Origin of the sequence: Achromobacter sp. DH1f, from assembly GCF_000633435.1 — a bacterium.
Classification (GTDB): domain Bacteria; phylum Pseudomonadota; class Gammaproteobacteria; order Burkholderiales; family Burkholderiaceae_B; genus Achromobacter; species Achromobacter deleyi.
In genome coordinates this window covers 128,786-151,510 of the sequence record NZ_AYMF01000014.1, presented here as the reverse complement: position 1 = coordinate 151,510, position 22,725 = coordinate 128,786, and the positions used below count along the sequence as shown (strand labels likewise).

The 22,725-nt window shown below is 67.4% G+C and carries 20 protein-coding genes; 12 read left to right on the top strand and 8 right to left on the bottom strand.

Translation table 11 applies throughout. The annotated features are described in order from the left end of the window. Positions 1 to 37: 37 nt before the first annotated feature. The 9 genes from U858_RS0114525 to U858_RS0114485 all read left to right on the top strand — a co-directional run bounded on the left by U858_RS0114525 (position 38) and on the right by U858_RS0114485 (position 10,612). Positions 38 to 808: a spermidine synthase gene (locus U858_RS0114525; protein ID WP_025137880.1), complete on the top strand. Its 771-nt coding sequence runs from the start codon at positions 38 to 40 to the stop codon at positions 806 to 808. Between the two features lie 147 nt (positions 809 to 955). Beyond that, positions 956 to 1,708, top strand: coding sequence for a GntR family transcriptional regulator (locus U858_RS0114520; RefSeq protein WP_025137879.1), 753 nt, complete (start codon positions 956 to 958; stop codon positions 1,706 to 1,708). Then, the gene (locus U858_RS0114515; RefSeq protein ID WP_029953875.1) at positions 1,659 to 2,975 is read left to right on the top strand and encodes a malonyl-CoA decarboxylase domain-containing protein; all 1,317 of its coding nucleotides are present in this window, start codon (positions 1,659 to 1,661) and stop codon (positions 2,973 to 2,975) included. The genes U858_RS0114520 and U858_RS0114515 overlap by 50 nt, the downstream gene beginning before the upstream one ends. Before the next feature lie 83 nt (positions 2,976 to 3,058). Further along, entirely contained in the window at positions 3,059 to 3,850 is a 792-nt protein-coding gene (locus tag U858_RS0114510) for an enoyl-CoA hydratase/isomerase family protein (protein ID WP_025137877.1), read from the top strand. A 5-nt stretch (positions 3,851 to 3,855) separates the two neighbouring features. Next, entirely contained in the window at positions 3,856 to 5,397 is a 1,542-nt protein-coding gene (locus U858_RS0114505) for a malonyl-CoA synthase (protein ID WP_025137876.1), read from the top strand. A gap of 169 nt (positions 5,398 to 5,566) precedes the next feature. Continuing rightward, on the top strand, positions 5,567 to 6,541 hold the full coding sequence (locus tag U858_RS0114500; protein ID WP_025137875.1) for a tripartite tricarboxylate transporter substrate binding protein: 975 nt from the start codon (positions 5,567 to 5,569) through the stop codon (positions 6,539 to 6,541). 69 nt (positions 6,542 to 6,610) lie between these two features. Further along, positions 6,611 to 7,117: a sigma-70 family RNA polymerase sigma factor gene (locus U858_RS0114495; RefSeq protein WP_369797672.1), complete on the top strand. Its 507-nt coding sequence runs from the start codon at positions 6,611 to 6,613 to the stop codon at positions 7,115 to 7,117. 8 nt (positions 7,118 to 7,125) lie between these two features. Continuing rightward, a complete protein-coding gene (locus tag U858_RS0114490) occupies positions 7,126 to 8,073 on the top strand; it encodes a FecR domain-containing protein (RefSeq protein WP_232786536.1) in 948 nt (315 codons plus the stop codon). 100 nt (positions 8,074 to 8,173) lie between these two features. Further along, complete coding sequence (locus U858_RS0114485; RefSeq protein WP_025137872.1) at positions 8,174 to 10,612, top strand: TonB-dependent receptor; 2,439 nt, start codon at positions 8,174 to 8,176, stop codon at positions 10,610 to 10,612. 42 nt (positions 10,613 to 10,654) lie between these two features. On the opposite strand, the gene U858_RS0114480 is transcribed toward U858_RS0114485, so the two are convergent. Next, positions 10,655 to 11,611 (bottom strand): aldo/keto reductase, encoded by a 957-nt coding sequence (locus tag U858_RS0114480; RefSeq protein WP_025137871.1) that lies wholly within the window; start codon positions 11,609 to 11,611, stop codon positions 10,655 to 10,657. A 271-nt stretch (positions 11,612 to 11,882) separates the two neighbouring features. On the opposite strand from U858_RS0114480, the gene U858_RS0114475 reads away from it, so the two are divergent. From U858_RS0114475 to U858_RS0114465, 3 genes are all read left to right on the top strand, one after another. Then, entirely contained in the window at positions 11,883 to 12,854 is a 972-nt protein-coding gene (locus U858_RS0114475) for an ABC transporter substrate-binding protein (RefSeq protein ID WP_025137870.1), read from the top strand. A 387-nt stretch (positions 12,855 to 13,241) separates the two neighbouring features. Next, the gene (locus tag U858_RS0114470) at positions 13,242 to 14,132 is read left to right on the top strand and encodes an ABC transporter permease (RefSeq protein ID WP_025137869.1); all 891 of its coding nucleotides are present in this window, start codon (positions 13,242 to 13,244) and stop codon (positions 14,130 to 14,132) included. Between the two features lies 1 nt (position 14,133). Beyond that, complete coding sequence (locus U858_RS0114465; protein ID WP_025137868.1) at positions 14,134 to 14,928, top strand: ABC transporter ATP-binding protein; 795 nt, start codon at positions 14,134 to 14,136, stop codon at positions 14,926 to 14,928. Positions 14,929 to 15,011: 83 nt separating this feature from the next. On the opposite strand, the gene U858_RS0114460 is transcribed toward U858_RS0114465, so the two are convergent. The 7 genes from U858_RS0114460 to U858_RS0114430 all read right to left on the bottom strand — a co-directional run bounded on the left by U858_RS0114460 (position 15,012) and on the right by U858_RS0114430 (position 22,682). Then, complete coding sequence (locus tag U858_RS0114460) at positions 15,012 to 15,680, bottom strand: hypothetical protein (protein WP_025137867.1); 669 nt, start codon at positions 15,678 to 15,680, stop codon at positions 15,012 to 15,014. After that, positions 15,677 to 16,462, bottom strand: coding sequence for an amino acid ABC transporter ATP-binding protein (locus U858_RS0114455; RefSeq protein WP_025137866.1), 786 nt, complete (start codon positions 16,460 to 16,462; stop codon positions 15,677 to 15,679). The genes U858_RS0114460 and U858_RS0114455 overlap by 4 nt, the downstream gene beginning before the upstream one ends. Positions 16,463 to 16,464: 2 nt before the next feature. Then, on the bottom strand, positions 16,465 to 17,253 hold the full coding sequence (locus U858_RS0114450; RefSeq protein ID WP_025137865.1) for an amino acid ABC transporter permease: 789 nt from the start codon (positions 17,251 to 17,253) through the stop codon (positions 16,465 to 16,467). Between the two features lie 10 nt (positions 17,254 to 17,263). Beyond that, the gene (locus U858_RS0114445; protein ID WP_025137864.1) at positions 17,264 to 18,100 is read right to left on the bottom strand and encodes a transporter substrate-binding domain-containing protein; all 837 of its coding nucleotides are present in this window, start codon (positions 18,098 to 18,100) and stop codon (positions 17,264 to 17,266) included. 64 nt (positions 18,101 to 18,164) lie between these two features. After that, entirely contained in the window at positions 18,165 to 19,409 is a 1,245-nt protein-coding gene (locus U858_RS0114440) for an FAD-binding oxidoreductase (RefSeq protein WP_025137863.1), read from the bottom strand. Between the two features lie 124 nt (positions 19,410 to 19,533). Next, positions 19,534 to 21,171, bottom strand: coding sequence for an NAD(P)/FAD-dependent oxidoreductase (locus tag U858_RS0114435; RefSeq protein ID WP_025137862.1), 1,638 nt, complete (start codon positions 21,169 to 21,171; stop codon positions 19,534 to 19,536). Continuing rightward, the gene (locus U858_RS0114430) at positions 21,171 to 22,682 is read right to left on the bottom strand and encodes a polyamine aminopropyltransferase (protein WP_025137861.1); all 1,512 of its coding nucleotides are present in this window, start codon (positions 22,680 to 22,682) and stop codon (positions 21,171 to 21,173) included. The genes U858_RS0114435 and U858_RS0114430 overlap by 1 nt, the downstream gene beginning before the upstream one ends. Between the last annotated feature and the right edge of the window lie 43 nt (positions 22,683 to 22,725).

The window sequence follows — 22,725 nt, the reverse complement described above, 5'->3', positions numbered from 1 at the left end:
CGGGGCCGGCCCCGCCCGCCGGCCCTACAATCGCGCCATGTACAAATCCAAATTCCCCTCTGAACTGGACCAGCCGACCCTGTCCGAAGTGGACGGCGTGCGCTATCTGCACTTCAACACCGAATGGGTCCAGGGCGCCATGCGCATCAAGAACCCGTCGGAACTGGTGCTGGAATACACCAGCCAGATGCTGGCCTGGCTGCTGTTCCTGGAACCGCCCAAGGAAGAGGCCATCGGCATGTTCGGCCTGGGCGCGGGGTCGCTGGCGCGCTTCTGCGTCAAGCACACGCGCAGCCCCTTGCTGGCGGTGGAATGGAATCCGCGCGTGACCGCCGCCTGCCATATGTTCTTCCGCCTGCCCGGCGAAAACCGGCTCACGGTCGAACACGACGATGCCGCCGTCTGGGCGGCCGACCCCGCCAACGCCGGCCGCTGCCCGGTGCTGATGGTGGACCTGTACGACGCGTCCGCCGCCGGTCCGGTGCGCGACAGCGTCAAGTTCTATCGCGACTGCCGCCGGGTGCTGGGCGAGGTCGGCGTGGTGGCGGTGAACCTGTTCGGCCGCCACGAAAGCTTCGGCAAGAACATCGACAACCTGTCCAAGGCCTTTGACGACCGCATCGTGCTGCTGCCTGAAATCGACGCGGGCAACCAGATCGTGCTGGCGTTTTCCGGCCCGCGCCTGGCGATCACGCCGGCCGAGCTGCTGGCGCGCGCCGAGGTGGTCGAGTCCAGGTACGGCCTGCCGGCCCGCCGCTGGGCGCGTTCGTTGACCCGCCACGCCGTCGACGGGATTCTGCACTTCTGATTCCCCGAAAGTCCCGGCCCGCCCGCGCGTTCTGTCGCGGCGGGTTAGGGCAAATCCTTAGCTGTCCGGCTAGCCGGAATCCGACCGCCAGGGATATGATGGGCTTATTCATAATTATGAATTACGGCGCATTCCGGCCGTCAGCCCATGACCCAACCCATCGTCCGGCAAGCCCTGTACCTGGAAGTCGCGGATCGCCTGCGGGGCATGATCCACGCCCGCGCGCTCAGCAACGGTGAATGGATCGACGAGCTGCGACTGGCCGGCGAACTCGGCATTTCCCGCACGCCGCTGCGCGAGGCGCTGAAGGTGCTGGCCACCGAAGGCCTGGTGCGGCTGGAGCCGCGCCGCGGGTGCTTCGTCAATGAACTGTCCCCGCAAGACCTCGAAGACATCTTTCCGCTGATGGCCATGCTGGAAGGCCGCTGCGCCTTCGAAGCCGCGCGCAAGGCCACCGATGCGCAACTGGCGGCGCTGGCGCCGCTGCACGAGGCGCTGGCCGGCCATGCCGCCGCCGGCCGCATCGACGCCTATTACCAGACCAACTACCTGATCCACGAGGCCGTGCAGGCGCTGGCCGGCAACCAATGGCTGGTGGACATGGTGGGCAACCTGCGCAAGGTGCTGAGCCTGTCGCGCCACCGCAGCCTGGCCTGGCCCGGCCGCATCCAGGAATCCTGCGGCGAGCACCTGGCCATCTTCGAGGCCCTGCGCGCCCGCGATGGCGAACGCGCGGAAGCGCTGGCCCGCCACCACCTGATGCGCCAACTTGAAGTGCTGCGCGCCCTGGCCGCCGACGATCCGCAGGACACGCCGTTTTCCGACCTTCCCGTTGCTGAGGAACCCGCCCATGAACGCACCCGCCAATCTCGCGCCCGCGCGCGGCGCACGCACGCCTGAGCCCGAATCCGACACCGTGGAGTCGGCCGCCAACGAGGCCGGCAGCCTGATCACGCGCCTGGGGCGCCTGTGGGAACGCGGCCGCCTGCCCAGCGAATCCGAAGTGCGGCGCCTGTTCGAGGCGCGCCTGACCGACGTGGCCGCCAACAAGCTGGCGCGGCGCTGGTGCGAGCAATACGGCGCGGCCGACGGCAAGGACCGCCGCCTGATGCTGGCCGCGCTGGCGCAGGTGCGCGGCAGTTTCGCGGGCGAGGCCGGCGAAGGCGTGCGCCTGTTCAAGCGTTTCAATGCGCAGCCGCTGGGCCTGCGCTTCCTGGTGGAACTGCGCGCCGACATGCTGCGCTGGCGCAAGCAGGTGGCGGGCATCCAGGCGCTGGACAAAGACCTGGAAGGCCTGCTGTCGGCCTGGTTCGACGTGGGCCTGCTCGAACTGCGCCCGCTGACCTGGGATTCGCCCGCGTCGCTGCTGGAAAAACTGATCATCTACGAGGCCGTACACGAGATCAAATCGTGGGACGACCTGCGCCACCGGGTTGCGCCCGACCGCCGCTGCTACGCCTATTTCCATCCGCAGATGCCGGGCGTGCCGCTGATCTTCGTCGAAGTCGCCTTTGCCAGCCAGATGGCCGACAACGTGCAGGTGCTGCTGGACAGCGATGCGCCCAGCCAGGACCTGGACAAGGCGCGCTGGGCGATCTTCTATTCCATCTCGAACACGCAGCCGGGCCTGAAGGGCATCAGCTTCGGCAACTTCCTGCTCAAGCGCGTGGTCGAGCAATTGCTGGAAGAGCTGCCCAAGCTCAAGTCGTTCGCGACCTTGTCGCCGATTCCCGGCTTTGCCGACTGGCTGGGCAAGCTGGACGCCGACGCGGTCGAAGCCATCGTGCGCGAAGACAAGGCGCGGGCCAAGGCGCGCAAGCGTGCCGGTGTGCCCGATGGCCAGCGCTGGGTGGCCCGGTTGGCGCGAGCCGCGCAGGCGAAAAAGACGCCCGATGTGGTCAAGCGCGCCGCCTTCCGGCTGGCCGCGCACTACCTGCAATCCATGAAGAACGGCCTGCCGGTGGACGCGGTGGCGCGCTTTCACCTGGGCAACGGCGCGCGCATCGAACGCCTGAACTGGGCGGCCGATACCTCGGCCAAGGGACTCAAGCAGTCGTGCGCGCTGATGGTCAACTACCTGTACGACCTGGATGAACTCGACGACAACCTGGCGCGGCTGCACGATGGCAAGCCCCAGGTCAGCCGCAGCGTGGGGCGCGTGGCCTGACGGCCGCGCCGCCCGGTAATAAATACAGAAGAGCGCGGGCCTGTGCCATGCCGGCAGGCCCGCAGACAAACTCGGGAGGGGACATGACAGACGACGTGGCCGGCCGCGTGCTGCTGCAGCGCGAAGGCCATCTGGCCTGGGTGACGTTATCGCACCCGGGCCGCCTGAACGCCATCACCGTGGCCATGTGGCACGAGCTGCGCGATGTGTTCACACGCATCGCGCAGGACGACGCGCTGCGCTGCGTGGTGGTCCGCGGCGAGGGCGGCAATTTTGCTGCGGGCGCCGACATTCGCGAATTTCCGGTCGAACGCGCCGACGCCGCGGGTGTGCAGCGTTACCACCGCGAGGTGCTGGCGCCCGCGCTGCGGGCGGTGGCCGAATGTCCGCAGCCGGTGGTGGCCCAGATCGAAGGCGTGTGCGTGGGCGGCGGGCTGGAAATCGCCAGCCAGTGCGACCTGCGCATCGCGGGGGAATCCGCCCGCTTCGGCGTGCCGATCAACCGGCTGGGCTTTCCCATGGCGCCCGATGAAATGCGCGGCCTGCTGGCGCTGGCGGGACGCGCGGCCACGCTTGCCATCCTGCTGGAAGGCCGCGTGTTCGGCGCCGCCGAGGCCCGCGAACTGGGCCTTTTGACCCGCATCGTGGCCGATGCCGATGTGGCCGCCCAGGCGCGCCGCAGCGCCGAACGCATCGCCCAGGGCGCGCCGCTGGCCGCCCGCATCAACAAGCGCCTGTCCGCCCGGCTGGCCCGTGGCGGCGCCTTGACCGAAGACGAATACCAGGATTATTTCTCCTACGCCGACAGCCGCGACCACAAGGAAGGCGTGCGTGCCTTCCTGGCCGGCGTAGACCCTCTTTTTTCCGGAGATTGAATACGGTGAGCAACGCCAACCTATACGCTGTGCTGCAAGGCGGATTTCCCGCCAACCGCAAGCAGGTCGCGCTGGAGACGCCCGACCTTGCCTACACCTGGGACGACATCGACCGGGCCACCGCCTGCCTGGCCAATCTGCTCAGTTCGCTCAAGCTGCCCGAGGGCGCGCGGGTGGCGGTGCAGGTCGAGAAATCGCCCGAGGCCCTGCTGCTGTACCTGGCCACGCTGCGCGCGGGGCTGGTGTACCTGCCGCTGAACACGGCCTATCGCGAAGCCGAGATCGAGTACTTCCTGGGCAACGCGGAACCCGCCGTGGTGGTGTGCGCCAGCAAGAACCGCGACTGGGTGCAACGCGCTGCCGACAAGGCCGGCTGCGCCCATGTCTATACGCTGGACGAAGACCGCAGCGGCACGCTGCTGGATGCCGCGGGCGGCCTGCCCCAGACGTTCAAGACCGTGGTGCGCAAGCCGGATGACCTGGCTGCAATCCTGTACACGTCGGGTACCACCGGCCGCAGCAAGGGCGCAATGCTGTCGCATGGCAACCTGGCATCCAACGCCCAGGTGCTGCACAAATACTGGGGCTGGCGTTCGGACGACGTGCTGCTGCACATGCTGCCGATCTTCCACGTGCATGGCCTGTTCGTGGCGTCGCACGGCGCCTTGCTGGCAGGCGCCAAGATGATCTGGCTGCCCAAGCTGGATGCCGACCTGGCGCTGCGCTACCTGCCGCAAAGCACGGTGATGATGGGCGTGCCCACGTATTACGTGCGGTTGTTGGCCGACAAGCGTTTCAACCGTGAACTGTGCGCCAACATGCGCCTGTTCATCTCGGGGTCGGCGCCGCTGCTGACCGAGACCTTTTCCGATTTCGCCCAGCGCAGCGGCCACGCCATTCTCGAACGCTACGGCATGAGCGAAACCGTGATGCTGACCTCCAACCCCTATGAGCCGGCCGATGGCGAACGCCTGGCGGGCACCGTGGGCCGGGCTTTGCCGGGCGTGCAGGTGCGGGTGGTGGACGATGCCGGCATTGCGCTGGCGCCGGGCGAGATCGGCAACGTGCAGGTGCGCGGGCCCAATGTGTTCTCGGGCTACTGGCGCATGCCGGAAAAGACGCGCGAGGAATTCACCGCCGACGGCTGGTTCAAGACGGGCGACGTCGGCCGCTGGGGCGGCGAATCCGCGGGCCGCGACGTGCCGGCCGACTACCTGTCGATCGTGGGCCGCAGCAAGGACCTGATCATTTCCGGCGGCTTCAACGTCTACCCCAAGGAAATCGAAACCCTGATCGACGACATGCCGGGCGTGGCCGAATCGGCCGTGATCGGCGTGCCACACGCGGACTTCGGCGAAGCGGTGGTGGCGGTGGTGGTGCCCAAGGAAGGCGTGTCGCTGGACGCGGCCGCGATGCAGGCCGAACTGAAGGCGCGCATCGCCAATTTCAAGGTGCCCAAGCGGCTGCACATCGTTGACCAATTGCCCCGCAACACGATGGGCAAGGTGCAAAAGAACGTGCTCCGCGAAACCTATCAGACGCTGTAGCGCTGCGAAGCCGTGCCGGTCCCTGGGGACCGGCATTTTTTTTCAAGGAGCCCGATCCCCACGCCAGTCCATAACCCCCCGCAATACCCTGGCAGCACCCGATCCAGAAAACACAAGAGACGAGACGCGGGAAACGCGCCGTCCCCACGCTGCAGCAAGAGGAGACAATATGAAATACCGCATACTCGCCACGGCCTTGCTGGCCACGGCGGCCGCAGGGTTTGGCGGCGCCGCCGGCGCCGCATCCTGGCCGGAACGGCCCATCACGCTCATCGTGCCTTTCCCCGCAGGCGGCGGCACGGATACCTTTGCCCGCCCGCTGGCCCAGCAGCTCACCCTGCAGATGGGGCAGTCTGTCGTGATCGACAACAAGGGCGGGGCGGGTGGCACCGTCGGCGCGGGCGTGGCGGCCAAGGCCCGGCCCGATGGCTACACCTTCTTCATGGGCGGGGCGCACCACGCATTGGCGCCGTCGCTGTACAAGAGCCTGAACTACAACATTCAGAAAGACTTCGTGCCGGTCGCGCTGGTGGCGCAGCCGCCGCAGGTGGTCGTCATCAATGCCACCAAGCTGCCGGTCAAGACGGTGCAGGAATTCGTCGACTACGCCAAGAAGCATCCGGGCGAGATCAACTTCGGCACGGCCGGCAAGGGCAGCACGCACCATCTGGCCGGCGAATTGTTCGCCATGCAGACCGGCATCAAGCTGGTGGACGTGCCCTACCAGGGCGCCGGCCCCATGCTGACCGCGCTGATCGGCGGCCAGGTGGACCTGGCCTTCGACGGGCTGGGGTCTTCGTCCGGCCACATCCGCTCGGGCACCATCAAGCCGCTGGCGGTGGCCGCCGACAAGCGCTCGCCGTCGCTGCCCGACGTGCCCACCGCGGCCGAGGCCGGCGTGCCGAACTACGTGGTGTCGACCTGGTATGCGATCTGGGCGCCGGCCGGCACGCCGCCCGAGGCTGTGGACCGCATGACGGCCGAAATCACCAAGGCCCTGAACGCGCCCAAGATCAAGGAAACCTGGGAAAGCAACGGCTCGTCGGTGCCGACGCTGACGGGCGCCGAGTTCGGCAAGTTCGTCGACAGCGAAGTCTCGCGCTGGGCCAAGGTGGTCAGCGATTCGGGGGTGAAGCTGGATTGATGGTCGGGCGGGCCGGATTGGATTACAATTGATAACTATTATCATTAATGAATCCACCCGGTCCGTCGCATGGCCATGAATCACAGCGGTTCTCAAGCGCCTGTCGAGGGGCTTTACCAGCAGCATCAGTCCTGGCTACGCGATTGGCTGCGGCGCAAGACCGGCTGCCCGTTCGATGCCGCCGACCTGACGCAGGACACCTTCCTGAAAGTGCTGCTGCGGGCCGGCGATGCGCGGGCCTACCGCGAGCCGCGCGCCTACCTGGTCACCATCGCCCACGGCCTGATGGTCAACTTGTTCCGGCGCCGCGACATCGAACGCGCCTACCTGGACACGCTGGCCGCCCAGGAAGACGGGCTGTCGCCGTCGCCCGAACGCCGGGCCCTGGCGCTGGAAGCACTGATCGAAATCGACCGCCTGCTCGACGGCCTGCCGCCCAAGGTGCGCCGCGCCTTCCTGTTGTCGCAACTGGAAGGGCTGCGCCACGCCGAGATCGCCGAATGCCTGCAGGTGTCGGTCAGCTCGGTGCGCCAATACCTGGCGCGTGCCATGCAGCATTGCCTGACGGCGTGGTGAGCGGCCAGGTGGGCAGGCTTTCCGACGATGTGATCCGCGAGGCCAGCCTCTGGTTCGTGCGGCTGGGCGCGGATGATGCCGGCGCGGCCGACACGGCGGCCTGGCGCCGCTGGGTGGACGCCAGCCCGCAGCACCGCGCGGCGTGGGATCGGGTCGAGCAACTGGGGCGCCAGTTCGGCCAGGTGGACCGCCAGGCCGGCATTGCCGCGCTGGACCGGCCGCGTTCGCGCGGCCGTCGCCAGGCGCTCAAGGTCCTGTCGCTGGCGCTGGGCGCGGGCGGCCTGGCCGCCGCCGGCCTGCAATGGCAGACCTGGACGGCGGCGCTTTCTACCCGCGTGGGCGAACGCCGCAGCGTGGCGCTGGATGACGGCAGTGTGCTGACCCTGAACACCGACAGCGCGGCCGACGTGCGCTTTACCGCGACCGAACGGCTGGTCATCCTGCGCCGTGGCGAATTGCACCTGGCGTCGCGCCCGGACGCACGCCAGCCGCCGCGGCCGCTGCGAGTGGTGACGCCGCAGGGGCAGGTGACTGCGCTGGGCACGCGCTATACCGTGCGGCTGCTGGACGGCCAGGCCTGGACGGCCGTGACCGAAGGCGCCGTGCGCATCCAGCCCATCCATGCCAGCGCCGAGGCGGCAGAAACGGTGCCGGCCGGCTTTTCCGCCTATTTCGACGGCGGCGCGGTGCAGCCGGCCCGGCCGGCGCCGCACGCCGCCGCCTGGGTGCAGGGCGCGCTGTATGCCGACAATATGCGGCTGGACGATTTCATCGACGAACTTGGCCGCCACCGGCCCGGCCGGCTGGCCTGCGATCCGGCGGTGGCCGGGTTGCGGATTTCGGGCTCGTTCCCCCTGGGCGACACCGACCGCATCCTGGCGGCGGTGGAACGCGCGCTGCCGGTGCAGGCGCAGCGCTATACGCGCTATTGGGTGACGCTGCGCGCCAGGCCGTAGGGCCGTTAGAAAAAAATCTCAGGCGGGACTGTCACTTTCGCGGTTTCGATTGGCATACGGGTGTAGCCCCGACTTTCTTTGCCTGGAACCCTGACCAATCATGTCTTTGCCGTTTGCCCCTTCCCATCCCGCCGCGCCGGCCAGCCTGCGCATGAAGGCGTTTGCCGCGCTGGTGCTGGCCGCCCTGGCCGGCGGCGCCCTGGCCCCGCAAGCCGTGCAGGCGCAGGCCGCACCGCCCGCCGCAGCCGGCCGCGTGGTCGATATTCCCGCCGGGCCGCTGGGCGCGGCGCTGGCCGGTTACGCGCAGCAGGCGCGGGTGCTGCTGTCGTTCGATCCCGCCCTGACCGAAGGCCTGCAAAGCCCCGGCCTGCAGGGCGCCTACGGCATCGATCAGGGTTTCGCCGCGCTGCTGGCCGGTACCCAGCTGGAAGCGTTGCGCCGAGGCGATGGCGACTATCTGTTGCAACGCACGGGCCAGCAGGCCACGCAACTGGCGCCGGTGGTGGTGCTGGGTGCGGGCGCCACCACGGAAGGCTCCGGCCTGTACACCGCCGACTGGATGCGCTCGGCCAACGGCCTGGTGCTGTCGCAGCGCGAAACGCCGCAATCCACCAGCGTGCTGACGCGCCAGCAACTGGACGACCGCTCGATCACGAGCGTGCGCGACGTGATGGAGAACGCCACCGGCATGAACGTGCAGCAGGCCGAATCCGAACGCCTGACCTACTATTCACGCGGCTTTTCGCTGGATACCTTCCAGTTCGACGGTGTGGTCAAGCCGCTGAACGGGCTGTACCAGTTCGGCGACGGCAACCTGGATCCGGTGATCTACGACCACGTGGAAATCATCCGCGGGGCGACCGGCCTGATGAGCGGCACCGGCAATCCGGGCGGCTCGGTCAACTTCATCCGCAAGCGGCCCACGCGTGAATTCCAGGGCATTGCCAAGATCGCGGCCGGCACCGAAGACACCTATCGCGGCGAGATCGACCTGTCCACGCCGTTCAACGAATCCGGCTCGGTGCGCGGCCGCCTGGTGGGGGCCAAGGAGCGTCGCGGCGACACCATGGACCTGTACAAGAAAAAGCGCGACGTGCTGTACGGCATCATCGAGGCGGATGTGGCCGAAGCCACTACGGTCAGCGTCGGCGGCTCGGTGCAGCGCACCCGCCCCAGCGGCATCAGCTGGGGCGGCCTGCCCGCGCTGGATGCCGACGGCAAGCCCATCGATTGGCCCAAGGGCCAGGCCATGGGCGCCAAGTGGTCGCGCTGGGACACCGATTCGCACGAATATTTCGCCCAGATCGAGCACGGCTTTGCCAACGGCTGGAATGCCCGCCTGTCGTACACGCGGCTGGAAAACACCTTCAATGCGCCGCTGCTGTTCACGTCTGATGTGCCCGTGACGATCGACGGCTTTTCGTCGGCGCCACTGCTTCGCAAGTTCAAGGGCGGCAGCGACCAGGACGTGTACGGCGGCTCCATGGACGGCGGCTTTGACGCCTTTGGCCGGCGCCATCAGTTCAACCTGGGCTTTTCGCATTCGGTCATCAATGCCTGGAACCAGAGCTGGGACACCAGCGATCAGGCCACCTATCCGATTCCCGACGTGAAGCATTGGACGGGTGACTGGCCCACCCCCAACTGGGACATCCTGGCGCTGTCGCAGACCCACCGCGACAAGCAGACGGGCGTGTACGGCACGCTGCGCCTGGGGCTGACCGACAGCCTGCACCTGTTGACCGGCGCGCGCTGGACCCGCTGGGAATCCACCGAGACCAGCGGCGGCGTGACCGGCTATTCGCATACGTATTCCGAGGTCACGCCCTACGTCGGCCTGACCTACGACCTGAACGACACCTACACCGCCTACGTCAGCTACACCAACATCTTCCAGCCGCAGATGGTGAAGACGCGGGACTGGAGCATGGCGGGCCCGGCCTATGGCCACAACTACGAGGCCGGCGTGAAGGCCTCGTACCTGGACGGGCGCCTGAACGCGTCGGTGGCGGTGTTCCAGACCGACCAGAAGGACGTGGCCGAGTACGGCGGCTATGACTATGCGCACGACGAGGGCTGGTACTACATCCTAGACGGAACCCGCACGCGCGGCTTCGAAGCCGAGCTGGCGGGCGAGGTCATGCCGGGCTGGAACGTGTTCCTGGGCTACACCTACCGCCAGTCCAAGGACAACGCCGGCAAGAAGGTGCTGACCACCCAGCCCGAACAGCTGCTCAAGCTGAGCACGGCCTACCGCCTGCCGGGCGCATGGAACAAGCTGACGGTGGGCGGCGGTGTGCGCTGGCAAAGCCAGACCAGCGCGCAGACCTATTACGGCCTGCAGTCGGGATCGATCGTGCAGAAGCCCTATGCCTTGTTCGACCTGATGGCGCAGTACAACTTCAGCGACAAGACGCAGGTGCAGTTGAACGTGCGCAACCTGGCCGACAAGAAGTACTACCGTTCGATGGGCTTCTACAACTCGGTGTTCTACGGCGAAGGCCGCAGCGCGCTGGTGACGTTGACGCAGCGCTTCTGATGCACCCGGCGCGGGCCGTGGCCCGCACCGGGGCATCGCCCTTCAGCGCCAGTCGCTGGCCAGGCTGAGCTTGGCCAGCTGGTCTCGCGTGAGCGTCAGGCTGGCCGCCTTCACCAATTCATCCAGTTGCGCCAGCGACGTGGCGCTGACGATCGGCGAGGTGATGCCCGGCTGCGCGATCTGCCAGGCCAGCGCGGCCTGAGCAGGCGTGCAGCCGGCGTCTTCGGCGACTTCGTCCAGCGCCTTCAGGATGCGGTAGCCGCGGTCGTTCAGGTAGGTGTCGACGATCTTCTTGCCGCGCGCGCTCTTGCCGACGTCGGCCGGGCTGCGGTATTTGCCGCTGAGAAAGCCGCTGGCCAGCGCGTAGTAGTTGATGGTGCCCATGTCCTGCGCTTTCACCAGCGCCTGCAAGCCGGCCTCGAAAGGCTCGCGGCTGTACAGGTTGTATTCGGGCTGGATGCTTTCGTAGCGCGGCAGGTTGTGCCGTTCGGCCGCGATCAGCGCTTCGGACAAGCGCACCGGCGTGTAGTTGGACGCGCCGATGGCGCGCACCTTGCCGGCCGCGATCAGCTTGGCGTATTCGCCCAGCGTATCGGTCAGCGGGGTGTCCGGGTCGTCCTTGTGCGACTGGTACAGGTCGACGTGGTCGGTCTGCAAGCGTGCCAGCGACGCATCGATCGAGCGCCGGATGTAGGCCGGCGCCAGGCCCTTGGCGTCCGGGCCCATCTCCATGCCGACCTTGGTGGCGATCAGGACCTGGTCGCGCTTGCCCGAGCGCTTGAGCCATTTGCCGATCAGGGCTTCGGATTCGCCGCCCTGGTTGCCGGGGACCCAGCGCGAATACACGTCGGCCGTGTCGATGAAGTTCAGGCCCGCGTCAACCAGGGCGTCCAGCAGCGAGAACGTGCCGGCCTCGTCGACGGTCCAGCCGAAGACGTTGCCGCCGAAAGTCAGGGGAGGGATCTGCAGGCCGGAACGGCCCAGTGCGCGTTTGATCATGGTAAGGCCTTTGGGTGGCGCCAATCAGGTGCCGCGACGGCGATGTCGCGGATGTCGTGTCGCGCGGGGGCGGCGCTTTTAGTATATTGGCGCCGCTCGCCCCGACATGGGGCAGGCGTGCTGCGCATGCACCATTTCAGGGATTCCCCCCAAGTTAATTTGTGTTGCGACACGTTAGACTATACGGCTTTACGGCTGGACCGGAACCGCAGGGAAGCCTGCGGAACAGCCGTAACAATGAACAAATACCAAGGGTTCAAGGAGCTTATCTATGCTGATCGGGAAAAAACATTTTCTGACGGTGGGCGCCATGGCGCTGGCGATGGCGATCGCCGCGCCCGTGTCGGCGCAGCAGAAGTCGGTGGCGGTCACCGCCATCGTCGAGCATCCGGCGCTGGATGCCGTGCGTGACGGGGTGCAGGACGCCCTGAAGGCCGCCGGCTACGAGCCGGGCAAGAACCTGAAGTGGCAGTACCAGAGCGCGCAGGGCAACAACGGCACCGCCGCCCAGATCGCCCGCAAGTTCGTCGGCGACAAGCCCGACGCCATCGTGGCCATCGCCACCCCGTCGGCCCAGGCCGTCGTGGCCGCCACCAAGGACGTGCCGGTGGTGTATTCCGCCGTGACCGATCCGGTTGCCGCCCAGCTCGTGTCCAGCATGGACGCCTCGGGCACCAACGTGACGGGCGTGTCGGATCTGCTGGCGCTGGACAAGCAGGTCGACCTGATCAAGAAGATCGTTCCCAACGCCAAGCGCGTCGGCATCGTCTACAACCCGGGCGAAGCCAACTCGGTCGTGGTGGTCAAGAAGCTGCAGGAAATCCTGCCCAAGTCGGGCATGAGCCTGGTCGAAGCCGCCGCCCCGCGTTCGGTTGACGTGGCGTCCGCCGCGCGCAGCCTGATCGGCAAGGTCGACGTCATCTACACCAACACCGACAACAACGTGGTCTCGGCCTACGAGTCGCTGGTGAAGGTCGGCAACGACGCCAAGATCCCCCTGATCGCCTCGGATACCGACAGCGTCAAGCGCGGCGGCATCGCCGCCCTGGGCATCAACTACCGTGACCTGGGCGTGCAGACGGGCAAGGTGGTGGTGCGCATCCTGAAGGGCGAGAAGCCCGGCGCCATCCCGTCCGAAACCATCAACAAGCTCGAGCTCTACGTGAACCCGGGCGCGGCCGCCAAGCAAGGCGTGACGCTGTCCGACGCGGTCATCAAGTCGGCCGCGGTGGTCGTGAAGTAAAGTATCGGCTGGTTCGCCCCGCTCGTGCCTACCCGGCGCGAGCGGGGTTTGTTTTATCTTGTTTTCTTGTTTGCCCGGCCGACAGGCGGGGTCCACAGGGCGGCAGCATCCACAAGGTGCACGCGGCCCGGCGCGATGGCGTTGGTCTTGAACGGCATGTCGGCTTCTGGCCGCCACGCTGCGTTTTGCTCCCCCGGAGCGTCCATCAAGCAGCCCGCTTGCGGCCCTGGCCGCCAAGCCTGGCGACGCCTTGGCAGGAATCGAGAGAAAATCACGCGGCAAGAAACGTTTATTGCAAAAGCTCGGGTAAAACTGATGCCGAAACGCAAGAAGTTGGACGTTTCAAATCTCTAATATGCTCGTTCCTTACCTGATTGGATTTGACCCATGTCATTGTTCTCGTTGTTAGGCGCACTGGAGATCGGCCTGATCTTCAGCCTGGTGGCCTTGGGCGTGTTTATCTCCTTTCGCCTGCTGCGCTTCCCGGACCTGACCGTTGACGGCAGCTTTCCGCTGGGCGGCGCCGTCTGTGCCACGCTGATCGCCGCGGGCACCGACCCGTTCATCGCCACCATCGCGGCCACCTTTGCCGGCGCGGCCGCCGGCCTGGTCACCGGCTGGCTCAACGTCAAGCTCAAGATCATGGATCTGCTCGCCAGTATCCTGATGATGATCGCGCTGTACTCCGTGAACCTGCGCATCATGGGCAAGCCCAACGTGCCGCTGATCACCGAACCCACCGTCTTCACCATCCTGCAGCCGGGCTGGCTGTCGGACTACGTGGCGCGGCCCCTGATCCTGGTGGTCATCGTGGTGCTGGCCAAGCTGGCGCTGGACTGGTTCTTCGCCACCCAGACGGGTCTGGCGGTGCGCGCCACCGGCTCGAACGGCCGCATGGCCCGCGCCCAGGGCGTGAATACCGGCCGCATGATCCTGTTCGGCATGGCGCTGTCCAACGCGCTGGTCGCCATGGCTGGCGCGCTGTTCGCGCAGACCCAGGGCGGTTCCGACATTTCCATGGGCATCGGCACCATCGTCATCGGCCTGGCCGCCGTGATCGTGGGTGAAAGCATCCTGCCGTCGCGCAAGCTGGTGCTGGCCACGCTGGCCGTCATCATCGGCGCCATCGTCTACCGCTTCTTCATCGCATTGGCCCTCAATAGCGATTTCATCGGCCTGAAGGCGCAAGACCTGAACCTCGTCACTGCGGTCCTGGTCACCATCGCCCTGGTCATCCCCATGCTCAAGCGCCGGCTCCTCGGCAAGAAGGGGCGCTGATATGCTGTCCGCAAAAGACCTCAAGATCACTTTCAACGCGGGCACGCCGATCGAAACGCGCGCGCTGCGCGGCCTGTCGCTGGACATTCCCGAAGGCCAGTTCGTCACCGTCATCGGTTCGAACGGCGCGGGCAAGTCGACCTTCCTGAATGCCGTGTCGGGCGACCTGCCGATCGATTCCGGCAAGATCGAAATCAACGGTGTGGACGTCACGCGCCAGCCCGTCTGGGCCCGCGCCGGCCGCGTGGCCCGCGTGTTCCAGGACCCCATGGCAGGCACCTGCGAAGACCTGACCATCGAAGAGAACATGGCGCTGGCGCAGTTGCGCGGCGCGCGCCGCGGCTACAGCCGGGCGGTCAAGGCGTCGATGAAAGACGGTTTCCGTGAACGCCTGGCCACGCTGGGCCTGGGCCTGGAAAGCCGCCTGGCCGACCGCATCGGCCTGTTGTCGGGCGGCCAGCGCCAGGCGGTGAGCCTGCTGATGGCCGCGCTGCAACCGTCGCGCATCCTGCTGCTGGACGAGCACACCGCCGCGCTCGACCCGCGCACCGCCGATTTCGTGCTGCAACTGACGGCCCGCATCGTGGCCGAAAACAAACTGACCACCATGATGGTCACGCACAGCATGCGCCAGGCGCTGGACGTGGGCGACCGCACGGTGATGCTGCACCAGGGCCAGGTGGTGCTGGACGTGTCCGGCGACGAACGCCGCGGCATGGACGTGCCCGACCTGCTGGCCATGTTCGAGCGCGTGCGCGGCGAAAAGCTGTCTGACGACGCCTTGCTGCTCGGCTGACCGGCGCGCCGACCTGGTCGGCAAAACGCCCGCTGCAAGCCTCGACCCGAGGCCCGCAGCGGGCGTTTTTCATGGCGGACTGATCAGGCCGCGAGGCCCCGCCAGGTCTTGATCAGCAGCGTTTCGATGTCGTGCACCGGCAGGCCGGTGGCGCGCGCCACCGCGTCGCGGTAGGGCGGCATGTTGGTGCATTCCAGCACGATGTCGGTCAGGCCGGGCGCCCGCGCCGCCAGGCGGGCGGCGGCATCCACCACGTTGCGCTCGACCTCGGCCAGGTCCATCACGGGGTTGTTTTCCAGGATGCGTGCATGCATTTCGCAGCCGGGCGCCAGCCCTTCGACGATGGCGTTGGCCGGCACCTCGACCGCGTCCAGGATGCCGCGCGACAGCGATTGCGCATCGAAGGTGACGATGCCCACGCGCGTAAGGCCGCGGCACTGCAGGAGGCTGGACGTCACCACCGGCACGGGCACGGCGGCCTGTAGCGCCGACTGATACCTGGCCAGGAAGCCGCAGCTGGTGGAGATCAACGCGGCACCGTCGCGCGCCAGGCCCACGGCGGCATCGATGAAGGGCTGCAGGAAGGCGGGATCGGCCTCTTGCACGATCTTGCGCGGCGAGGCCCCCTGCACCGTGACAAAGCGCACCGGGATGCCGGCGCGTTCGTAGGTCAGGGCGTTGCCGACGTCGCCGGGCGGCCGTGGAAAGCGGGTGTCCAGCATCAGCACGCCTAGAAAGCCGGGCGTGCTCATACGGCGGACTCCAGCCCCGGCGTGCGATGAAAGCGTGCCAGGAAGGCGCGGGTGGCTTCGTGCTGCGGATTGCCGATGACCACTTCCGGCGGCCCGCTTTCGGCCACCACGCCGTCGCGCATGAACACGACCTGGTCGGCCACTTCGCGGGCGAAACCGATTTCGTGGGTGACCAGGATCATGGTCATGCCGTCGCGGGCCAGGCCCTTGATCACGTTCAGCACTTCGCCTACCAGCTCGGGGTCCAGCGCCGAGGTGGCTTCGTCGAACAGCATCACGGCCGGCTGCATGGCCAGGGCGCGGGCGATGGCCACGCGCTGCTTCTGGCCGCCGGAGAGTTTGTCGGGGTAGTAGTCGGCGCGTTCGGCCAGGCCGACCTTGCCCAGCAGGTCGCGGGCGCGTTCCTCGGCTTCTTTCCTGGGCAGGCGCAGCACCGTGACCGGCCCTTCCATCACGTTGCGCAGCGCCGTCATGTGCGGGAACAGGTTGAAGTGCTGGAACACCATGCCGGCCGAGGCCCGGAAGCTGGCCAGCTTTTTCTCGCTGGGCAGGCGGGTGGCGGCGCCCTGGAACGCCAGCGACTGGTCGCCCACCGCGATGCGGCCGCCGTCGGGAATGGTCAGCAGGTTGATGCAGCGCAGCAGCGTGGATTTGCCCGAACCCGACGGCCCGATCAGGGCCACGGCCTGGCCGCGCTCGACCTGCAGGTTGATGTCCTTGAGCACCTCGTGGCCGCCGAACGACTTGCGCAGGCCCTGGATGCTGATGAGGGGATTGCCCATGGTCATGCCTCTTTGGCGGTACTGCCGAATTCGAGCTTCTTGGCCCACAGGGTGAAGGGCAGCAGGATCACGAAATACGCCACCGCGATGAAGGTGTAGATTTCCAGCGGCCGATAGGTTTCGTGCGCCACCACCTGGCCCTGGTAGAGCAGGTCGGGCACCGCCAGCACCGACAGCAGCGAGGTGTTCTTCAACTGCATGATCGACTGGTTCATCAGGGGCGGCACCATCTTCTTGAACGCCTGCGGCAGGATCACGCGGCGCAGGGCCTGCGCGGGCGTCATGCCCAGCGCCTTGGCTGCCTCGGTCTGGCCGGCGTCGGTGGAAATGATGCCGCCGCGGATGATCTCGGAATAGAACGCGCCGCCGTACAGCGCCAGGCACAGCGTGGCCGCGGCCACCGGCGACATCTCGATGCCGGTGACCACGGGCAGGGCGTAATAGAACCAGACCAGTTGCACCAGCACCGGGGTGCAGCGGAACACCTCGATGTAGGCGCGGATCGGGGCGGTGACCAGCACGTTGCGCGACAGCCGGCCCAGGCCGGTCACCAGCCCCACCGCCAGGCCCAGGAACACGCACAGGATGGTGAACAGGATGGTGTTCAGGACGCCGACGGCGATCAGCTTGCGGTATTCCCACAGCACGCTGAAGTCCCAGTCGTACTGCACCGCCGCGCCGAAGATGGCTTCGCGCTTGAGGATGATCGCGAGCACGGCGACAAGGGCCGCCGCGCCCAGCAGCCAGGCGCCTGCCCGCGAGCGGGGCAGGGTTTCGTTCTGGTCGTTCATTGCCGCGGCCTTAGAACTGGATTTCGGGCGGGAAGGCCTCGGGCGGTACGCCGGCCAGCTTCTGCATGTTGCTGAGAATCACGCCGCGCACCTCGCCCTTGGCGCGGATGTCGGCTAGCCAGGCGTTGACGGCCTTTTGCAGGGAATCGTCGGCTTCCTTGCGCAGCCCGATGCTGACCGGGGCGGTTTCGACCGGGCTGGGGATCGACATGACGCCGATGCCGGGACGCTTTTCCAGCAGCGGCTTGGCCAGCAGCACCACCAGGATCTGGCAATCGGCGCGGCCGGATGACAATGCCAGCGTGGCCGAACCGGAATTTTCCAGGCGGGTGACGGTGGCCTTGGTCAGCACGCGGGTGGCGAGCTGGTCATGGCTGGAGCCCACGTCGACCACGACGCGGTTCTCGGGGGCGTTCAGTTCGGCCCACGACTTGGCGGGGAAGCCCTTGCGGCAGACGGTGGTGTAGGTGTTCTGGAACAGGGTGTCGGAAAAATTCACGACTTCCTTGCGCGCCGGGGTGGGTGCCATGCCGAACATCAGGTCGATCTTGTTGGTCTGCACGTCCAGCACCGAATTGCCCCAGGTGGTTTCCAGGTATTCGGTCTTGACGCCCAGGCGGGCGGCGAACATCTCGGCGAAATCGGGGCCGAAGCCTTCCCACTTGCCGGTGTTGATGTTCTTGTTGAAGTAGGGGATGGCGCCGGCGATGGCGCCGATGCGGATCGTCTTGGTGCGCATGATGCGCTCCATGGCGGTCTCGTTGGCGGACTGGGCGTGCGCGGCGCCGGCAAAGGCCAGGCCGGCCAGCGCCAGGACGGACGCGACGAATTTGCGCTTGGTGTTCATGGGCTTCTCCTTGGGGTCTGTTCAGTATCGGGCCGCGGGCGGCCCGTCTTGTCGTTAAGTTGTCTTAGATGAACCGGTCGGGGCGGAAGGCGCAATGACGCTCACCGCCTTCGCCGGCCATCAGCTCGCCTAGTATCTTCGCCGTTCCTGGCGCGGTGCTGAAACCGATGTGCTGGTGCCCGAGCGCCAGCCACAGGCCGGGATGATGCGGCGCCTGGCCGATCATCGGGCGGCTGTCCGGCAGGGTGGGGCGGCGGCCCAGCCAGGCTTGCGGGTCGAGCCTGGCGCCCAGGGCCAGCGCTTCGCGGGCGCGGCTTTCCGCCAGGTCCAGCTGGTCGGGTCGGGCGGGGGCGTCGCAGTCGTCCAGTTCCACGCCGGTGGTCAGCCGCAGGCCGCGGGCCATGGGCGAGAGCACGTAGCCGCCGCCCGTGTCATAGACGGGCCGGCCCAGCGCCGGGCCGCTGCCAGGCGCGTAATGCATGTGATAGCCGCGTTCGAACGCCATCGGCAGGTCGATGCCGGTGGTCTTGAGCAGCGCCTTGGACCACGGGCCCAGCGCCAGCACCAGGGCCGGCGCCGTCAGCGCCTCGGACGCCTGGTCGCCCTGCACGGTCCAGTCTTGCCCGTCGCGACGGATGGCGGTGGCCCGCAGTTGCGTGAACGTGCCGCCCGACCGGCGGAACAGGTCGGCATAGGCCTGCACCACCGCCCGCGGATCGTCCACGGAATACGAGCCCTGTATCCACAGGGCGCGGGCGAATATCGGGGCCAGGGCGGGTTCCAGCCGGGCCAGTTCGGCCGGGTCCAGCGCCTGCGTCGGCACCTGGTGGCGGGCGTAGGCGGCGCGCGCCAGGGCGCTGCCTTGCCAGGCCGCTTCGCTGCGGAACAGGAAGATCCAGCCGGTATCGCGCAGGCGATGGCTGATGCCCGCCTCGGCCAGCAGGCGCTGGTGTTCGGGGGCGGACAGCCGGATCAGGCCGTCCAGGGCCGTGGCCGTTTCCTCGAACACGGAAGGCCGGGCGCGCCACAGGAAGCCGGCGGCCCAGCCCAGGTTGCGGGCCAGGTAGCCGGGACGGTAGCGGAATTGAACCGTGTCGTTACGCAGCAGCCGGGGCAGTTGGCGCCACAGGCCGGGATGGTTGAACGGCATGAGGGAACTGCGGGCCAGCACGCCGGCATTGCCGTGCGAGGTCTCCAGCCCGGGGGCCTGGCGGTCGACCAGGGTGACATCCATGCCGCGCCGCTGCAGTTCCAGCGCACAGCAAACGCCGACCATGCCGGCGCCAAGCACAATGACTGGCTTTCCCATCGTTTTTTTAGGTCTCAGGCTAGGGTCAAGGGGACCCGCTGGCGATTGTAGGGCAGCCGGGGCGGCCTGCAAGCAGATCAGGCAGAGGCGTGGACGCTGGCGGCCCGAGCGGGGCGCACGACGATCAGGCCGCCGGCCGTTGCCCCAGAATCCGTCCGGCCGCCGTCACGCCCCACCACGCCGCTTCCTCGAAGACCGAATAGCCGGACAGGTCGGCATGTGCGAACAACACCGGGCCGTCCACGTCGCGCAGCGCCGCCAGGCCGGGGTTGGACAGGTAGCCGCAATAGGGCGAAGCCATGGCATGGCCGCGCACCGTGATCTCGAGCTGGCGTGCATGGCGCCAGAACTCGTCGCCGTAGGCGGCCACCAGGTCGGCCGCCACCTCGTCGCGCAGGGCCTCGGGGCGGGCGCTGGCCAGCCATTGGCGCGTGGCCTGCGGCGTCTTGCCGCTGAGCGCGTCGTAGGCGGTGAAGACCGTGCGCGGCGACCGCGCCACCCGCAGCAACTGGTGCGTCGATACCACGTAGCCCAGCGCCTGGCCCTGGTAGACCACGTTGTCCCACGACAGCGGTTCGCCGGGCGCCTCGCGCGGATAGCCATCCATGACGAAGTTGGACACCAGCCAGGGTGCGTGCGGCGAGGCATGCACCGCCGGATCGTAGCCATAGGCGCGGATGTCCGGCAGCACGTGCTGGGCCACGAACAGCGGCATGGCACAGACGGCGCGTCGCGCTTGCAGCGTGTACACGGCTGGGGTGGGGCCGGGCGCCAGGCAGTCGATCTGCGGGCCGGCGGGCGTTTCGCGCAGCCGCATGGCGGTGCCGGGCAGCAGCCAGTTGCCGTGGCCCAGGCGGGCGCTGATGGCATCGTGCAGGCGCTGCACCAGCGGCGCCAGGCCGCCGGGCCAGGTCAGCACCGCGCCTTCGGCGGCATTGGCCGCATGGCCGTCGCGGCTGGCGAAGTAGTGCAGGCCGGCCCAGGCCGAGACCACGTCGTACTGGGCGCCGTAGTCGTCGCGGCAGCAGTAGTTCAGGTACCAGTGCAGGGCGGGCGAGGTATAGCCTTCGCGTTCCAGCCAGGCCTTGAAGGTCAGCGTGTCCAGTGCCCGCCAGGCCGGGTCGCGCGACGACAGGGCGATGGGAATGCAGAAGACCTTGCGGCCATCGTTGCCGATCTGCCCGTGCAGCGCATCCACCAGCGCCAAAAACTTGCGATGCTGTTCGGCGTGGCCGTCGGGCAGGCCGCTCATGGGCAGCAGGCCGTCTTCCCAGTGTCCGCCGCGCAGCAGGCGCTCTTGCGGTGAATGCGCGAGGATGGCTTCGTCGTAATACGGCCGCGCGGCGTAGGCATCGCGCTCGGCAATGCGGAAGTCGGCCAGCATCTCGCGCACGTGGGTGGACTGCATCGAGGGCAGCGGCAGGTAGTGCGCGCCCAGCGGATAGTCCAGCCCGTCGCGCACGCCGGCCGCAGCGTTGCCGCCGTATTCCGGGCCTTGCACCACCACGAAATCGGTGTAGCCCTCGCGCGCCAGTTTCCAGGCGCAGGACAGGCCGGCCACGCCGGACCCCAGGATCGCCACCTGGCTTTGGCGGGTGCTTGATGACGCCGGCAGCGCGGCGCCGTCGCGCAGTGCGTGGCCCGCCAGCATGCCGGGGTAGCGCACCTCGGGCGTGGTCTCGACGATGCGTGACCGGTAATAGCCCGCCGTGCCCGCCGCCGCGGCGGTGGCCGCGCCCAACAGGAAAGTGCGGCGGCGCATCAGCGGATGACCTTGCGCCAGTCCTCGTCGAAGTAGCGCACGAGCGATTGCTCGTTCAGGCGGTTCGGCGGCATGGCCAGCGCCGGCATGTCGGCGGGAAAGTGGAACAGCTCGCGCAGCGTCGCCGGGTCCAGGTAGCGGGTGGGCACCGAAATCGTCGTGGGCGGCGTGTAGTCGCGCCGCTTGCCGGCCAGGATGAAGCCCCAGTCGCCGAACGACGGCACGTAGGCGTGGTACGGCCAGGTGTTCAGGCCGGCTTCCTTCAGCGTGGCGTCCACGCTCCAGAATGAGCGCGGCGCGAAGTAGGGCGAGGTGGACTGGATGACCATGTAGCCGTTCTCGGCCAGGTGGCGCGCCATCAGGTGGTAGACGGGCACCGAATACAGCCGGCCCAGCCCGAAGTTGGACGGGTCGGGAAAGTCGACCACGATGTAGTCATAGACCTCGGCGTGGCTTTCCAGCCAGCGGCCCGCGTCGTCGTTGATGACGGTGACGCGCGGATCCGTCAGCGAATTCTGGTTCAGCCGCGTCAGCGGTTCGGATCGCGAAAACAGGCCCGTCATGGCCGGGTCCAGGTCCACCAGCGTCACGTGCTCGACGTGCTTGAATTTCAGGATCTCGCGCACCGCCAGGCCGTCGCCGCCGCCCAGCACCAGCACGTTGCGGGCCCACGGCAGCGCCTCTAGCCCCGGGATCACCAGCGACTCGTGATAACGATGTTCGTCGCGCGACGAGAACTGCAGGTTGCCGTTGATGTACAGGCGCAGGTCGTCGTGCCAGCGGGTCACGATCAGGCGCTGGTAGGGCGTGGTCTCGGCATGCACCACGTCGTCGCCGTACAGGCCTTTTTCGGCCCAGCCGGTCATCTGGCCCGAGAACGCGAAACCCAGCGCCAACAGGCCCAGCACCACGCTGCCGCGGATGGCTTTCTCGGCCGGGCGGCGCACTTCGGCGCGAAACAGCCAGGTGGTCCAGAGCGCCACGCTGGCGTTCAGGATGCCGAACAGGAACCCGGTGCGCAGCAAGCCCAGCTTGGGCGCCAGCAACAGCGGAAAGACCAGCGACACGGCCAGCGCGCCCAGGTAGTCGAAGGTCAGCACGCGGCTGACGATCTCGCGAAATTCCGTCTTGCGCTGGTTGAAGACGCGCATCACCAGCGGGATTTCCATGCCCACCATCAGGCCGATGATGAAGACGCCGACATACAAGGCGGCGCGGAAGGGCGCCGACAGCCAGGCGAACACCAGGAACAGGACGGCGGCGGAAACTCCCCCCAATAATGCGACGGCCAGCTCGACATCGATGAATCGATTCAAAACGTCGTCGTCTTTTACATATTTTGACAACCACGATCCGATGCCCATCGCGAACAGATAGCAGCCGATGACGGACGAGAATTGCAGGATGGAATCGCCCAGCAGATAGCTGGCCAGCGCGCTGCTGATGAGCTCGTAGCCCAAGCCGCACGAAGCGACGATCAATACCGACAGGATGAGAACGCGGTCGCGCATGGGGGTTCCGACTCAGAAAATGCGTTCGCAGTATATCGAAGCC